Raw genomic sequence first — 15252 nt, forward strand, 5'->3', positions numbered from 1 at the left:
TCGCCGGGTGCTTTGCGGGGCCGTGTCGATATTGGCTAAAAGTGGTGGACCCCATGCCGGCGGAGCCCCTCGAAGCCCTAAAATCGCCGCTGTGAAGGGTTCCATAATGCATTACCGATGCAGGCGAATTCCTCGGCAAAGTTAACCCCTGATCATCGGCTCGTCGGTTCCTCGGTGCATGCGGAAGTCTTTCGTCTGCGCGTCCCGTCGGTGCCTTAAGGCTCGCCGAACGCTTTACGACGGCGATTTTTGGGCTTCGGGACGGCTTTTCCGCCGCTGAACCGCCGTCGGCATACGCCCGCGCCCCGGTTGACAGCGGAGCATGCGGCGTTTTCCATATACACTGCAAAGGGACTGTCCCAATGCGGCGTTGCTAAATCCGTAAGGCCCCTGGTTTTACGGTAGGTATCTGACTTTCTCGCCTGATGCAGAGGGCTGCTGCAGTAGTGCATCTTGCAACCGCATCTTGCGGAGCCTCTAAAATGCCAAGCGATAAATCCTCTAAAATGCCAAGGGGGCTTCCTCTAAAACGCCAACTGATCCGAACAGGGCGCGTTCTGCCTATGACACGCTGTCATATACGGAACGCTTCTTTTGTGTCATACTGAACCGGATACGGTGGGTGCATCCTGCGGGTGCGGGTTCTCTACAGACGGGAAAGCGATGTTCGGTACGCTTGCAGTGGTCTATCTGTTCCTCGGCGGTGCCGGGGCGGGAGCCATCGCGCTGTGTTCGCTGATCGATCTCGTTTGGGTGAAGCAGCCGTTCGGTACGGCGGCCTACGTTCCCGGGCCCTCGATCGATCCGCGCGGGCGTATCGTCGACTTCGGGTTCCTCGTCGGCCTTATCGCGCTCGTCATGGGCATTGTGAGCTTGCTGTTCGACCTCGGCCGCATCGACCGGGCGCTCGATCTGTTCTTGAGCCCGTCGCCAACGCTGTTGACTGTGGGGTCGTACGCGCTTGCGGCGTTGGCGCTCATCGGGGCATGTTTGGCGCTCGTGAGGTTTCTGTACCTTCCCGACGTGCCGCGCTCGGCAGTGGTGGTGCTCGAGGGTGCGGGGCTCGTCGTAGGCGTGGCGGTCATGCTGTACACGGGGCTTTTGCTGCAGACTATCGGGGGCGTTGCGTTTTGGGCGTCGCCCTTCGTGCCCGTGCTGTTCGTGCTGTCGTCGCTTTCGAGCGGCGCGGCGCTGCTGTTCGCGGTGGCGTGTTTCGTGGAGCAGGATTATGCGAGCGTGCGCATGCTGCGAGGCCTCGTGCGCGCTGACGCGGTGCTTATCGTGCTGGAAGCGGTGTGCGCGGCTGCGTTCGTCGCCTTAGCGGGCACGAGCGAGCATTCGGGTATTCGCGAATCGCTTTTCGCGCTTACCGAAGGAAGCGTTGCCGCCGTATGGTGGTTCGGTTTTGTTGCGTGCGGGCTTGCGGCTCCGCTGGTCATCGAGGCGGTAAGCGTGCGAAACCGGGCGGCGCAGGTGCTTCTCGGCATCGCCGCGGTACTCGTGCTCGTCGGAGCGTTCTGCCTGCGCTTCGGCATTGTCGAGGCAGGGGTGCATCGCGAGCTGGTATTGGAGCCAGCGACGGAAGAAACGTTTACCATTACCGATGAAATGTTCGGAACATGAGAGTGGGTTGTCGCATTTGAGGGATAAGGAAAACACCAACGCAGCGCTGTTCGAGATCAACGAGAAGAGCAGCATCCCCATCTGGCTGCAGCTGAAGAACCGGTTCATCTACCTTATCACGTCGGGGTATTACAAGCCGGGCGATCAGCTGCCCACGGTACGCGGTCTCGCAGCCGACGTCGAGGTGAACTACAACACGGTGAGCAAGGTGTACATGAGCCTCGAGCAGGACGGCTACATCGAATCGAAGCGCCGCCAGGGTGCATTCGTGCTCGACGTGAGCGATAAACCGGGCGTGAGCATCGCCTCGACCGCAGAGATCGTGACGATCGAGTATTTGAAACGCTGCAACGAGCTCGGTATGACGCTTGAGGATATAGAGGAGCAGTTCGGCATCTGCCTCGCGGATGCGAAGGCGAAACGAAACTAACGCTACCGCATGCGCAGGCATGCGTTGAGGAGGTATGCACGATGAATCGCAACAAGACTCAGCAAGCAGGTACGGTCTCGAGCCCGTCGTTTGCTCCCGAAGGGGGCCGGTCCGCCAATGATCCCCGCTTTGAATCGACCCGCCGACGCGCATCGAGAAACGGTGCCGTGGTGTTCGCCATCGTCATGTTCGCCGTGGCGTTTGCTCTCGTGCTGGTGATTGCACAGCTCGGTTTCGGCGGGATCGGCATTGCGGCGCTCATCGTGGCGGCGGTTGCGGGCTGGCTCGCTGCATCGTCGGTCCACATCGTGCTCGAGTGGGAGAAAGCGGTGGTGCTCAGGCTCGGCAAATTCAACCGCGTGGCAGGGCCTGGCGTCGTATTCACCATTCCCATCGTCGAGTTCTACACGCTGCGCATCGATCAGCGCGTGTCGGCCACGTACTTCGGTGCGGAAGAAACGCTCACGAGCGATCTCGTGCCCATCAACGTGGACGCGGTGCTGTTCTGGATGGTGTTCAGCCCGAAGAAGGCAACCGTCGAGGTCGAGGACTACTCGGCTGCGGTGGCATGGGTTGCCCAAACCGCCATGCGCAAGGCCATCGGACGCGCGACGGTGGCCGAGGTGGCCATGCGGCGCGATCAGCTCGACGAGGAGCTCAAAGGGGCCATCGAAGAGAAGCTGAGCCCCTGGGGTATCGACATCATCGATGTGGAGGTGCGCGACATCGTGGTGCCCAAGGAGCTGCAGGAGGCCATGTCGCTCGAGGCCATCGCCGAGCGGGAGAAGAACGCCCGCATGGTGCTCGCTGAAGCCGAGAGGGACATCTCCGATATGCTCGCCGATGCTTCCGGGGCATACAAAGACAATCCCGAGGCCATGAAGCTGCGCACGATGCACCTCGCTTACGAGAGCGTGAAGAAGTCGGGCGGCACGCTCGTGATCCCGAGCGCGTTCAGCGAGGGATTCACCGATGGGGCGGGGGAGAAGAGCGAGTAAGTAGGAAGGCGCTGATCGCCTGGAGGCTCTGCGTGATGTTCCTTCCGCTGACGATATGCCGCCGTAAGTCCAAAGTGCAATCGGGCTTTTTCGCAGATTGCAGCGCATCAATCAGATGGGACTCTATTTATTTAAACGAAATAAAGCACTGGATATGCTCCCGTGTAGCGCGATCATCTACGAAATAGAATAATTCTTTGTCATAGACTGTCATACTTTACTCTTGATAATCATAGTGACGTATGGCAGACTAGGACAAGAAGGATCGGCCGATTCTGATAGGGGGAATTGGGGATTAGTCGCTTCGCTAAGGCTCAGCCGCTAGAACCTGTTCTCAAAGCATTCTTTTCTACGAAGTTGGGAGGAGAAATGTCAGAAGCGAAAGGCTCGGCATGCACGTTAACGCGGAGGGGGTTTCTGAAGACAACCGGATTGGCTGCAGGTGCTGCCGCCGTTGCGGGTGGCGCGCAGCCCGTGTTGTACGCGTTAGCCGCTGATCAAAAAGCGGATGAAAGTCAATCCGAGGAAAAGGTGGTACCTGGTCGATGCTATTTTGGCGGGTGCTTTTCGTGTAACTACAACGTCACCGTGCGAGATGGGCGCGCAGTTAAGGTATCGCCTGATCCCGATGCATTATTTGGAAGAAGGCCATGCCTCAAGGGTTATTCCCTTCCGCAGTGGATGTATTCAAACGATCGCATCAAATATCCCATGAAGCGCGCTGGTGAGCGTGGGGAAAACAAATGGGAGCGTATAACTTGGGAAGAAGCCATCCAAACCATTACCGAAAAATGGAAAGGATACATCGAGCAGTACGGCGGCCAGTCAATACTTGTGAGCACGGGGTCGTCGGGTGCTCGTTTCAGCGTATCGGGATCCATGCGCCTTGACAACATTCTTCAGTTGACCAATATCGAGATGTGCGCGGACTGGGCTGTGTACCACGGGTTGCACCGTGTATACGGCAACCCTGCTCCGGGCACTATGACAGCTCCTGGAAACGAGCCGTTTGAAGAGGATATCTTCAACACGAAAACCGTTTTCATGTGGGGTAACAATCTGTCAGAGGCATACCCCCAACGCTGGCGCTACCTTGTGGAAGCGCAGGAAAAAGGAATGAGAATCGTTTCGATTGATCCCAACGAGACAACCATGGTAGCGCGGTCGGACGAATGGTATACCCTGCGCCCCGGCTCCGATCCTGCGTTGATGCTCTCGATGGTTCAAGAGATCATAGCCGAAGATCTGCAAGATGTCGCTTATCTGAAAAGCGACACCGTAGGCCCCTTCCTCGTTCGCGATGATACCAAAGAGTTTCTGCGCATGAGCGATCTCGGTGTCGAGCCTACCGAAGGTCCCGTTAATCCCATGACGGGTCAACCAACCACCATCGATCCACCGGTAGTGTGGGATACGTCCTCTGGAAAAGAAGTGTCATCGACTGAAGCGGTGGATCCCGAACTTGTGGGCTCATGGATTATCGAAGGTTTCAAGGTCACAACGGCTTACAGCCTCATGGTCGAAAGTGTTCAAGAATACAAGCCCGAAGCTGTTGCTGATATCATTGATATGCCTGCGGAAGATATACGCAGACTGGCCCGGTTGGCGGTTGATGGCCCTGTTTCCCATATGTTTGGTCTCGGGTCTCAAGCTTACGATAACGGGTTGCAGTTCGGGTCGGCTCTCGGACTTCTTCTCGCGGTGACCGGTATGGTGGGAAAACCTGGAGCCGGCGTGCAGGCAACTGCTTTCATCGGGTTGAGAAACGCCGCATTCTTATTTCCGACCGGCACGTTCACCACGAGCATCCCGGTACTTCAGCTTCCCGAGGTGATACAGACGGGCACGTTTAAGAACAAAGACTACCCCCCTGCGAAATCGTTGTGGATCAAGGGATCGGCTTTTGTGGGCGGGCGTCCCGATAAGAACAAGATCATTTCCGACGTTATCGACAAAATGGAATTCATCGTATGCCAAGACGTCGCATTCACTGATTCTGCCGTGTATGCTGATATCGTGCTTCCCGCCGCGCATTATTACGAAGTCGAAGACATCTACGGCTCGACCCTGTCCTACCATGTGCAGCACGGTCCAAAAATCGTCGAGCCTGCGTTCGAGGCTAAGCCCGATCTGCAAATCGCCAAGCTTCTCGCCGAAGGGTTGGGTTTGGGGCAGTACTTTGAAGGCGACGATGAATCATGGCTTCGCGAGCAGCTTGATACGCCTGCTTTGACGGCACAGGGAATCACACTTGATGCGCTTCGAGAAAAGAAGAATATGCGCTTCATGCCCGGTGGTGTGGCGTATGCGGACGGCGTTTATTCGACTCCTACGGGTAAAGTCGAATTCTATTGCGAAAAGCCCCTTCCGCGCGTTGACCTTGGACTTGAGTTGGATGTTGCCCCCGAGCGCCTCCCTCGGTTCTATCCGCCTTACGAAGCGTGGCCGGAAACCGAAGCTATGAAGAAGTATCCGCTCATCCTGATCCCCGAGCATTCGCGTGGACGATTCCATACGGGAGGATTCGATGGGGTTTGGTTGAACGAAATCGAGCCTGAGCCGATCGTGCGGATGAACATCGACGACGCCAAGGCACGAGGCATCGAAGAAGGCGACTACGTCGAAGTGTATAACGATCGAGGCAGGGGTGTTGCCAAGGCGCGGCTCTGTGCAGGCAAACGCCCCGGCATGATGACGTATCCAAAAGGGTTCCAGGGACGTCAATACAAATCAGGCGATCTCGCCTCCCTGTGCTCTTTACGCTGCGAGCCGTTCGCCGTGAACGCTTCGTTTGGCGATACTTGCGTTGAGGTACGTAAATGGGAAGGGGGGAACTAGCAATGGCTGCTCAGAGACTTGGATTTGTTGTTGACACAAAGCGCTGCATAGGATGCCACACCTGCGCAGTCTCGTGCAAAATGGAGAATAACATTCCCGATGGCATGTGGTGGAACCGCGTCATGACCGATGGCGGCGAAGGTATGGACTCGTTCGGCGGAACATACAAGGCGGCATCTCGGACGTTCATCACCATCGCATGCCAGCATTGCGATAATCCTGCATGTGTAAAAGTGTGCCCTGTGGGCGCTACCTACAAAGATCCTGAAACGGGAGCTGTGCGGCAGGACTTTGACAAGTGCATCGGTTGCCGCATGTGCATGGCAGCTTGCCCTTATACGGGTGTTCGGTCCTTTACGTGGGAAGATCCGACCTACTCGGTCGATTTTGCCATGGGGGAGGCGAGCGTGCCTGCTCATCAGAAGCATGTGGTCGAGAAGTGCACGATGTGCTACCACCGTATTGCCGAAGGTCAAAACCCACTTTGCGTCGACGGCTGTCCCGCGTATGCCCGATACTTCGGAGATCTCAACGATCCCGAATCGGAAGTATCACAGCTCGTAGCAACGCGAGAATACATGCAGCTCCTTCCAAGCGAAGGAACCAACCCCTCCGTCTACTACCTCGTCTAAGCAGAAAGGGAGATAACAAATGTCTGAGAACAACCAGGCGACACCGTCGTCAAAGGCTCCTGCTGCCAGGTTCGGGGGCAAAGGCATTAACGTCGCAATCGTCATTGCAGCCGCCGTGGCCATTGCCGGGATCGTGCTGTGGGGAATACAGCTTACGGGTGGCCTCGCGCAGACTGGGATGCGCAACCTCGATTCGTGGGGCCTTTACATTACGATGTTCATGTTTCTTGTAGGGCTATCTGCGGGTGGCCTCATCATCAGTTCGGTACCGAAGGCGTTGGGCATCAAAGGCTTCGGCGGCGTATCGAAGGTCGCCGTGTGGACATCGATCTGCTGCACGGTGCTCGCCATCGGCTTTGTGATCGTAGACCTTGGGCAGCCGTTGCGACTGTGGGAGCTCTTTGCCTACTCGAATCTTTCGTCTCCGCTTATGTGGGATATCATCGTACTTGCTGTGTACTTGATCCTGTCGATCGTTTACCTATGGGCGACGTTGCGTGCCGAGGCCGGCAAGGCCTCCCAAAAGGTTCTTCGCGTGATCTCGGTGATAGCGCTTGTGTGTGCCATTCTCGTCCACAGCGTGACCGCGTGGATTTTCTCGCTGAACGTTGGTCGCGAGATGTGGCATACGGCACTCATGGCTCCATGGTTTGTGTCTTCTGCGCTCGTGTGCGGCACCGCGCTCGTGCTCGTCGTTGTGATAGCGCTTCGCCGTGCGGGCTATATGGAGCTCGCGCAGGAGAACGTCGTGAAAATGGCGAAGATGCTCGGCGCATTCGTGTGCGTTGACCTCTACTTCTTCGCGTGCGATCTGCTCACCGAGGGTTTCCCCGGCGGTTCGGGTGCTGACGTTGTCGCAATGCTCACCACGGGTCCCCTCGCGCCGTTCTTCTGGGCAGAGATAGCGCTTAGCGTGTTCGCTGCTGTTGTCGCATTCGTACCGGCTCTGCGTCGCAATGGCCTGATAGTCGTGGCCTCCCTCGCGGCGGTTGTCGCCATCTTCTGCAAACGTGTGCAGCTGCTTGTCGGCGGCTTCCAGATCCCGAACCTCGACTACGCAGGTCCGATGTCAGGCTATACGGTTACCGATGCTTCGGGTACGCTCGGGCAGGCCTACCAGGGAATGGTGTACTGGCCGACTCCTTTGGAGCTAGGCATCGTGTTTGGCGTGATAGGTCTTGGTGCGCTGGTGCTTCTTCTGGGGCTCAAGTTCCTTCCGTTGAGGCCCGTGTCCGAATCCCACTAACCTCTCCGTTGGAAGGGCGTGCGGATGGCCCCAATGGGTCTTCGCACGCCCCTTTTGAGAACTGGATGTCGAAATGATACGCAAGACTCTCATTGCACTTGCAGTGTTCGTTCTTATCGGAACATGTGTTTTTGGCGCCGGGATGCTCGCCGACGGATCGGTGGGTATCCCGCAGGCGATAGCCGAGGACTCGCCGTGCCCAGCGACGAGGTGCGCTTCGGGCGAGTGTCATGGCTTCGAAGCCGTTCCCGAACCAGACGGTCTACACGAGATGACGTGTCCCGAGGCAACATGTACGTCAGCCGAGTGCCATGCGTGGGAAACGCTCGTCGACCGCTACTACCAGCCGTCCGATATGAGCCTGAACGTGTGGATTCTCGCACCTGTTGCGCTCGTCGTCGGTTTGATTCTGCTGGTAAGAAAGCTTTAGGGGGCATAGTGGATAAGAAACACATGATCATCGACGTTGTGGCGCTTCTTATATACTTGATAGTAGCTAATCCATCGCTTACTGGAATAGGGTTACACGAGTGGTTGGGTCTCGGAGTGCTGCTGGTTTTTTTCGTACACGGCATCGTGCATTTCGATTGGGTAGTCGAGGCGCTGCGAAACGTTATTTCTGGATCATGGGTGCGAACGGGTAACGTAATCCTTGACGCGTTCATCCTCGTCGCGTTCATGGTGGTTACGGTGTCGGGAATATGCATCTCAGGGGCCGTGCTGCCCGCGTTCGGGCTGTACGCGGACGGCTACTACTTCTGGGATCCGCTGCACTCGATAGCAGCCAAGGTACTGTTGGCGTTGCTGCTCGTGCACGTCGTCGTGCATTGGAAGTGGCTGTACAACTTCATTCGGAAGAAAAGCGAAGCCGTGCGAGCCGAAAACGACAACGAAGGGGGGACCGATGGCTGAATCTGAGAAGAACCAGGCCGAAGGCTGCACGTCCGCGGACCTGCGGACATGGGCTGTGGCCTACGAGCTCCTCGCGCTCTCCCTCCGCTACCCGACGCTTGAGCTCGCTGAAGCGGTCGCCTCCGGGGAGTGGGCCGAAGCCGCCGCCGAGGTCGCGGGCGCGCTCGGCCTCGTACTGCCCGACGGCTGGGACGAAGGCCTCGACGAGTACGCGGGCTGGAACCCGGAAGCCCTCCTGCACGCCCTGCGCGCCGAGGCAACCCGCCTGTTCGTGGGGGCGCCCGAGCCGGCTGTCAGCCCTTACGAGGGCGTGCAGCGCGCAGCCGACGACGGGGTGCAGGCGCTTTTGTTCGTGAACCCCCACTCCATGGCCGTCGAGCGCTTCATGAGGTCGTGCGGCCTCGGCCGCCCCGAGGGCACGAACGAGCCCTTGGACCGCGTCGATACGGAGCTCGAGTTCCTCCAGTACCTCTGCATGCTCGAGGCGGGCATGGCCGCCGCGCCCGGAAGTGCCGAGCCGCCCGCGAGATCGGAAACCGCAGGGGGCCCGGACACGCCCGCGGGCCGCGCGCTCGGCAACCCCGCGGGCTCATGGGCAGCCACCCATAAGCGCTTTCTCGAAGAGCACGCGCTCACCTGGATGCCTCGCTTTGCCGACAGGGTGGCCGAAGAGGCCCGCGAGCCGTTCTACCGGGTGGCTGCAGGGCTGCTGAAAGCCGTTCTCGAGAAGGCCTGATCGGTCGATGCCGGATTGCACGCACGCTGCATTGTTGTTCGGAAGACCTGCTCGCTTCGACGACACCGTAGTGGGTCTATGGGAGCTGCTGTCTCCCACGCGAACATCGGTGCTTGTCGAACAGACGTGTGTTGGCAAGTCGCTCTTTTCCGCAAAACCTTACATCACCCTTACAAACGTGGAGATCCTCTTTCGGTTCGGCTCACCTGTGCGTGGATTGCGCTTTCGGCCTCTATACTGTCGAAAACCCACCGCGACGGGTGTGCGGCAGATGCGCACCTTGACGAGAAAGGACGGCTTGTGGCCCGCGAACGTGTGCGATCGGTGCTGCGCATCATGGCGACCACGTGCCTCTGCCTCGTGCTCGTCTCGTTCTTCTCGGTACAAATGCGCTACAACGCTGCTCTTGTCGGATTGCTTCCGGTGCCGCAGGCAAACGCCTACGAGCCGGGGGAGGGCGAGCAACGGATGGCTCCCGGTAGTCGGGCAACCGTGCTCGCTTCTTACTGTAGCGAAGTCGTCGCCTCGAGTGATCCTCAGAACCCTTCGGGCCTCACCTCGACTGCCCTCACGTTCGACGATTCGTGGTTCGCACACGATTCGCGCACGTACAACCATGAGCTCGCCACAGCGTGCGCCGTTTTAAGCGCGATCGTCAATTCCGAATCGCAGTTCTACGGAAGCGTGGCGGGTTCGGTGCCCTATGCGGAAAAGACGCTCGGTGCCCTCGGGTTCGAAAACATCCGCACCGAATCCTTCGCGCTGCGCAGCCACGTGCTCGACCAGATCGGCGCGTTGTTCGCGGGCTCGCATGATGTCGCCGCCTACGCGTTCGCTTCGAAAACCCTCCCAGGGCAAAACGGCTCGCCCGACCAGACGCTCATTTTCGTCGGCGTGCGCGGCAGCTACGGCATCGAGTGGCTGAGCAACTTCAAGATGGTCGGCGAGGGCGAATCTGCGGAGGGCCGTGATCACCAAGGATTCAAGATGGCCGAAGCCGAGGTCATGGAGTCGCTGCAAGGCTATGCGAAGGAAATCGGCGCGGATCCCGAGCACACGAAAATCCTCGTCTCAGGACACAGCAGGGGAGGCGCGGTTGCGAACCTGCTCGCCGCCGACCTCGATAACGCGAGCGGCACCGAACGCGCGCTTGCCCCCGCCCAAGGCGTGTTCGCCTATACGTTCGCTTCGCCGAGTTCCACGCAGTGCGCCGACCGCGACAACGCTCTCTACGGCAACATCTTCAACGTGGCGAACGCTTCCGATATCGTGCCCACGTTGCCGTCTCTCTCATGGGGGTTCGGCCGCTACGGTACTACGGTTTCGCTTCCCGATGTGACCTGCGCAGATTTCTCGCCCCTGTACGAGGGGATGCAGCAGGCGTTTCGCACCAATACCGGTTTCGACAACCCGTGCGCAACAGCCGATCTCGAGAAGCTCGACGAGTTCGGTGCCGAGGTGGCCGAGGCCATCCCCTCGCTCGATTCTCTTATGAGTCCCATCGGCGTCGTGAACGCCGTGCAGACGGTCTCCCAACTCGACCTCGCATCCACGCTGTCGTCGCACTACCCCGATACCTATATCGCCTGGATGCAAAGCATCGACTCCGACGACCTCACGTTCTCGTAAGCGAAGGCTCCGGGGATCCAACGTTCACGTAAGCGTCCGTCTCGCCCCGTCCGTCGAAGCGTATCCGCACTCGGTTCGTTCCTCTTATCCACCATCGCGTCCCTTACCACCCGCCGCACTTCGCCCCAGCTTCACGCCCCTTCTTGCTCGTTTTCTGCTGGTTTGAGTGCGGGGCCGTTCGCGCGCGCCGCTCCCTGCTACCATGGGGCAACCAATCGCTACTTTGAGAAGGAACAACACCGACCATGGCAGATTACATCGAGGGCAAACGCCCGGTCATCGAGGCGCTGCGTACGCACGTGCCCATCAAACAGGTCCTGATCGCCGATAACCTCAACCGCGACGGCCTTGTAGAGGATATCCTGCGCAAGGCGAAAAAGGCCGGTGCGCAGGTGAAAACCGTTCGCCGCCGCGATCTCGACGAGAAGTCCGAGCGGGGGAGCCACCAGGGCGTCATGGCCGAAACCAAGCCCTACGAGTACTGCAACGTGCAAGCGATCCTCGACGCGGCAGCAGCGCATGCCGAAGAGCACGGAGGCGCTGCGCTCGTGATCCTGCTCGATCACATCACCGACGCAGGCAACCTCGGCGCCATCGCCCGTTCGGCCGAGGTGGTCGGCGCGAGCGGCATCGTCATCCCCAACAAGCGCAGTGCGCATGTGACGGCCGCTACCTACAAGAGCTCGGCAGGGGCCATCAGCCATCTCAGCGTGAGCCAGGTTGCGAACATCGCACAGACGATCGAGCGCCTGAAGGCCGAGGGATACTGGGTTGCGGGCGCAAGCGAGCATGCGAAGGAAGTCGTGTGGGATTCCAACCTCAAGGGCAAGATCGCGCTCGTGATGGGCAACGAGGGCGAAGGGCTCGCGCGGCTCACCCAACAATCATGCGACTTTCTCACGAAGCTTCCGCAGGCGGGCAACGTCGGCTCGCTCAACGTAGCCCAGGCGGCCACCGCCTGCATGTACGAATGGATGCGGCAAAACCGCTAGCTCGCATTCGGGGCGATGTATCATGGCAAAACAGCGCAGAAAAATTCTCATCATCGACGGCTACAACGTGCTTCGTTCGGGCAGCCGCTACAAGCAGATCGCCGGTCCCGATTACACCGATGATGCATTTAACCTCGCGCGCGAAACGCTCATCAACGACGTGGTGAGCTACGCGGGCCACGAATGGGGCGCGGTCATCGTGTTCGACGGCGCGAAAAACAAGTTTTCCACCGGCGAGGCCGAATCGGTCGGCGGCGTGCGCATCATGTTCTCGCCATCGGGCCAGTCGGCCGACAAGGTGATCGAAAAGCTCGCCCACGACGCTCGCGAACGCGGCGTCGAGGCGCTTGTGGTTACAAGCGATGCGACCATCCAGGATACGGTGTTCGGCGGCGGCATCGATCGCATGAGCGCGAACGATTTCAGCTGGGAGATGAACAATCTGCTCGTCGAAAACGAACTTGATGCCACTCCACGCGTTTCCAAAAAGAACACGGTGGCCGATCGCATCGATCCTTCCGTCCGCGCGAAGCTCGAAGCGCTGCGGGATACGGGAGCTTAAGCCGTTTTACTTTCATGTCCGAAAACGGCTAGCGTGCTTCGCCCGGGTGTGGTTTCATGGTCTCGAAGACCAATTGCGAAGGAAGCGTACATGGAACAGCAAGCCACGCCAGTCGCTCGGCAAAACCAAACGTTCGGTATTGATGCGGTCGAGGAGGTTCTCGCATCGGAGGGGAAAGCGGGCACGTCTCTTCCCGATGGCGATACCTGCTGGGAAGCCCTCGGCATGCACGATCCGCGTCTCGACGGGCTGTTTTTCGTCGGCGTGAGCACGACGGGCATCTACTGTCGCGCGGTCTGTTCGGCCAAGCGTCCGAAACGGGAGAACTGCACGTTTTATCGGACGGCCGCCGAAGCTGAGGCTGCGGGGTTTCGTCCCTGTCTCAAGTGCCGCCCCGAGTTGGCACCCGGGGTGCCCCTAGCGCCCGATACCGATCGCGCGGTCAGGCGGGCGGCGCTGCTCATCAAGGAGGGCGCCGGGTCGAACAAGGTCGCCGATATCGCTGCCGAACTTGGGCTCTCCGAGCGGCAGTTTCGCCGCCTGTTCGAGCGGGCGTTCGGTGTAACGCCCACGGAATATCGCACTACGTGCCGCTTGCTTTTGGCGAAAAGCCTCCTCACCGATACGGACCTTCCCATCACGCGGGTCGCGTACGCGTGTGGGTTCTCGTCGGTTCGCCGTTTCAACGATGCGTTCTCTGCGCGCTACCGCATGCCGCCAACGCGCTTCCGTGTCAAAGCGGCATACGGGAACGTCCGAGCCGATTCGGGCCCCATCGTGCTGCACGTGGGCTACCGGCCTCCGTTTCGCTTCGATCTGCTGCTCGATTTTCTGCGCATGCGCGCGATCGAGGGCGTTGAGGCGGTGAGCGAAAACGCATACCTGCGCACCGTCCGTCTCGACGCAGGTGCGTCGGACGGCGTTTCTCGTGGTGACTTCCCAGATCGTTTGCATGATGCCGCCGCTGCGAATGCTCCCTTGCACGGAGACGCTCGGGGCGTTTCACGCGAGGGTGCGGAGGCGGATGCTTCCTTGCACGACGATGCTCAGGGTGGTTCGCGTGGCGGCGACCGCAGCGGCGGCATGCGCATTGGCTGGATCAAGGTTGAAGATGAACCCGGTAAGAACCGCCTTTCCGTTACGGTGTCGCCTGAGCTGTTCGACGATCTTCCCCTCGTGCTCGCCCGCGTGCGACGGTTGTTCGACACCGATTGCCTGCCGACGTCCATCGAGAAGGGGCTCGAAGACTTTTACGCACGCGTCGCTCCCGAGAACCGCATAGCGGGCATACGGCTTCCGTGCTGTTTCGACGGATTCGAGATGGCGGTACGGGCCATCCTCGGCCAGCAGATTACGGTCAAGGCGGCCGGTACGCTCGCAGGACGGGTCGCGCGCGAATTCGGTCTGCCGGCACAGACGCCGTTCGACGAGCTCGGCGTCGCGTTTCCTTCCCCCATTGCGTTTTGCGCTTCTGATGCGGCAAACCGTCTCGGCGAGCTCGGCGTGATCAGGCAGCGCGCGCGTGCCATCTGCGCGCTCGCCGAAGCCGTATGTTCGGGTGACGTCGGACTCTGTCCTGGCTCCGACCTCGAAGCTGATGCGGCTGCGCTCAAAGCCATTCCCGGGATCGGCGATTGGACCGTGCAGTACCTGCTCATGCGCGCTTACGCTCACCCCGATGCGTTTCCGGCATCGGATCTCGGCGTGCTCGGCGCGTTCCCGGGTGCAAAGCCGCGCGAGGTGGCTGCGCTTTCCGAAGACTGGAGGCCGTGGCGCTCCTATGCCGTCATGTCGATCTGGTCGGCCCATGCCGAGAAGGCGGCACCTCGGCCAAGCGCAGCCTCCGAACCAGTATCTCCCTCATCCGGGTATCCTGAAACGGTACTGATCCACCCCCCTGCAACCTCCGAACCGGCGCCGCTTGCATCAGAGCATCCTGAAACGGTATCGCACGTATCCGAAAACCCCGAAACCGTACCGCCCGTTTCCAGCAAACCCGATCCCGGCCTGCCCGCATCCGAAAACCCTGAAACCGATAGGAGTTAACACCCATGGATTTCATCGACCTCTACGAATCTCCCTTGGGCACGATCACGCTGGCAAGCGACGGCGAGTCGCTTGTGGGCTTGTGGTTCGAACAACAGAAGTACGACAAAGCAACACTTGGCGCGTGCGAAGCGCGTCCCGATCTTCCGATTTTACGCGAGGCGCGCGCGTGGCTTGATGCGTACTTCGAAGGCAGGGATCCCGGTCCTATTCCCCAGGTAAAGCCGCGCGGTACGGAGTTCAGGCAGCGCGTATGGAAGCAGCTTGCCTCGATTCCCTACGGCAGTTTGACAACTTACGGAGAAATCGCCCAGCGAATCGCCGAAGAAACGGGGACCCGTGCATCGGCTCGCGCTGTCGGGGGAGGAGTGGGTCACAACCCCATTTCTATCATCCTGCCATGCCACCGTGTCGTCGGTGCGAGCGGAAGCCTTACCGGGTTCGGCGGCGGCCTGCCCCGAAAGATTGCCCTCCTCGAGCTCGAGGGCATCGACCTTTCGAAGCTGAGCGTTCCCACGAAAGGCACCGCCCTGTAAGCGTTGCCCTTGCCACTGCGGCTGCGGCTGCCGTTGTCGTCGCAGCCGCAGTGGCAAGGGCAACGCTTACAG

The 15252-nt window shown here is 59.7% G+C and carries 14 protein-coding genes; all 14 read left to right on the forward strand.

Translation table 11 applies throughout. The features are described 5' to 3' along the window. Nucleotides 1-594: 594 nt before the first annotated feature. The 14 genes from nrfD (FJE54_RS07850) (at nucleotide 595) to FJE54_RS07915 (ending at nucleotide 15180) form a co-directional block, all read left to right on the forward strand. Nucleotides 595-1623, forward strand: coding sequence for an NrfD/PsrC family molybdoenzyme membrane anchor subunit (gene nrfD, locus FJE54_RS07850; RefSeq protein WP_255467277.1), 1029 nt, complete (start codon nucleotides 595-597; stop codon nucleotides 1621-1623). A gap of 16 nt (nucleotides 1624-1639) precedes the next feature. Beyond that, complete coding sequence (locus FJE54_RS07855; protein ID WP_255467278.1) at nucleotides 1640-2053, forward strand: GntR family transcriptional regulator; 414 nt, start codon at nucleotides 1640-1642, stop codon at nucleotides 2051-2053. 41 nt (nucleotides 2054-2094) lie between these two features. Then, entirely contained in the window at nucleotides 2095-3051 is a 957-nt protein-coding gene (locus FJE54_RS07860) for a slipin family protein (RefSeq protein WP_139652129.1), read from the forward strand. Nucleotides 3052-3339: 288 nt separating this feature from the next. Beyond that, entirely contained in the window at nucleotides 3340-5889 is a 2550-nt protein-coding gene (locus tag FJE54_RS07865; protein WP_139652130.1) for a molybdopterin-containing oxidoreductase family protein, read from the forward strand. Between the two features lie 2 nt (nucleotides 5890-5891). Beyond that, nucleotides 5892-6521: a 4Fe-4S dicluster domain-containing protein gene (locus tag FJE54_RS07870; RefSeq protein ID WP_139652131.1), complete on the forward strand. Its 630-nt coding sequence runs from the start codon at nucleotides 5892-5894 to the stop codon at nucleotides 6519-6521. 19 nt (nucleotides 6522-6540) lie between these two features. Further along, complete coding sequence (gene nrfD, locus FJE54_RS07875) at nucleotides 6541-7767, forward strand: NrfD/PsrC family molybdoenzyme membrane anchor subunit (protein ID WP_139652132.1); 1227 nt, start codon at nucleotides 6541-6543, stop codon at nucleotides 7765-7767. Between the two features lie 73 nt (nucleotides 7768-7840). Further along, the gene (locus FJE54_RS07880; RefSeq protein ID WP_139652133.1) at nucleotides 7841-8197 is read left to right on the forward strand and encodes a hypothetical protein; all 357 of its coding nucleotides are present in this window, start codon (nucleotides 7841-7843) and stop codon (nucleotides 8195-8197) included. A gap of 8 nt (nucleotides 8198-8205) precedes the next feature. Further along, entirely contained in the window at nucleotides 8206-8679 is a 474-nt protein-coding gene (locus FJE54_RS07885; protein ID WP_139652134.1) for a DUF4405 domain-containing protein, read from the forward strand. Then, the gene (locus FJE54_RS07890; protein WP_139652135.1) at nucleotides 8672-9415 is read left to right on the forward strand and encodes a TorD/DmsD family molecular chaperone; all 744 of its coding nucleotides are present in this window, start codon (nucleotides 8672-8674) and stop codon (nucleotides 9413-9415) included. Before FJE54_RS07885 ends, FJE54_RS07890 begins: the two co-directional genes overlap by 8 nt. Nucleotides 9416-9715: 300 nt before the next feature. Next, nucleotides 9716-11044 carry a lipase family protein gene (locus tag FJE54_RS07895; RefSeq protein WP_255467279.1) on the forward strand — a complete coding sequence of 443 codons (1329 nt, stop codon included), beginning with the start codon at nucleotides 9716-9718 and terminating at the stop codon, nucleotides 11042-11044. A gap of 245 nt (nucleotides 11045-11289) precedes the next feature. Further along, nucleotides 11290-12036 (forward strand): 23S rRNA (guanosine(2251)-2'-O)-methyltransferase RlmB, encoded by a 747-nt coding sequence (gene rlmB / locus FJE54_RS07900; RefSeq protein ID WP_139652136.1) that lies wholly within the window; start codon nucleotides 11290-11292, stop codon nucleotides 12034-12036. A 22-nt stretch (nucleotides 12037-12058) separates the two neighbouring features. Continuing rightward, nucleotides 12059-12598, forward strand: coding sequence for an NYN domain-containing protein (locus FJE54_RS07905; RefSeq protein WP_139652137.1), 540 nt, complete (start codon nucleotides 12059-12061; stop codon nucleotides 12596-12598). Nucleotides 12599-12688: 90 nt separating this feature from the next. Continuing rightward, entirely contained in the window at nucleotides 12689-14644 is a 1956-nt protein-coding gene (locus FJE54_RS07910; RefSeq protein WP_139652138.1) for a DNA-3-methyladenine glycosylase 2 family protein, read from the forward strand. Between the two features lie 5 nt (nucleotides 14645-14649). Next, complete coding sequence (locus FJE54_RS07915; RefSeq protein ID WP_139652139.1) at nucleotides 14650-15180, forward strand: methylated-DNA--[protein]-cysteine S-methyltransferase; 531 nt, start codon at nucleotides 14650-14652, stop codon at nucleotides 15178-15180. Nucleotides 15181-15252 lie beyond the last annotated feature (72 nt).

Source organism: Raoultibacter phocaeensis, from assembly GCF_901411515.1.
Classification (GTDB): Bacteria; Actinomycetota; Coriobacteriia; order Coriobacteriales; family Eggerthellaceae; genus Raoultibacter; species Raoultibacter phocaeensis.

Excerpts from the sequence above, each read along its gene's own strand:
- FJE54_RS07910 (WP_139652138.1), top strand. The coding sequence starts at position 12,689 with ATGGAACAGCAAGCCACGCCAGTCGCTCGGCAAAACCAAACGTTCGGT.
- FJE54_RS07870 (WP_139652131.1), top strand. The coding sequence starts at position 5,892 with ATGGCTGCTCAGAGACTTGGATTTGTTGTTGACACAAAGCGCTGCATA.
- FJE54_RS07915 (WP_139652139.1), top strand. The coding sequence starts at position 14,650 with ATGGATTTCATCGACCTCTACGAATCTCCCTTGGGCACGATCACGCTG.
- FJE54_RS07860 (WP_139652129.1), top strand. The coding sequence starts at position 2,095 with ATGAATCGCAACAAGACTCAGCAAGCAGGTACGGTCTCGAGCCCGTCG.
- rlmB (WP_139652136.1), top strand. The coding sequence starts at position 11,290 with ATGGCAGATTACATCGAGGGCAAACGCCCGGTCATCGAGGCGCTGCGT.
- nrfD (WP_139652132.1), top strand. The coding sequence starts at position 6,541 with ATGTCTGAGAACAACCAGGCGACACCGTCGTCAAAGGCTCCTGCTGCC.
- FJE54_RS07905 (WP_139652137.1), top strand. The coding sequence starts at position 12,059 with ATGGCAAAACAGCGCAGAAAAATTCTCATCATCGACGGCTACAACGTG.
- FJE54_RS07880 (WP_139652133.1), top strand. The coding sequence starts at position 7,841 with ATGATACGCAAGACTCTCATTGCACTTGCAGTGTTCGTTCTTATCGGA.
- FJE54_RS07890 (WP_139652135.1), top strand. The coding sequence starts at position 8,672 with ATGGCTGAATCTGAGAAGAACCAGGCCGAAGGCTGCACGTCCGCGGAC.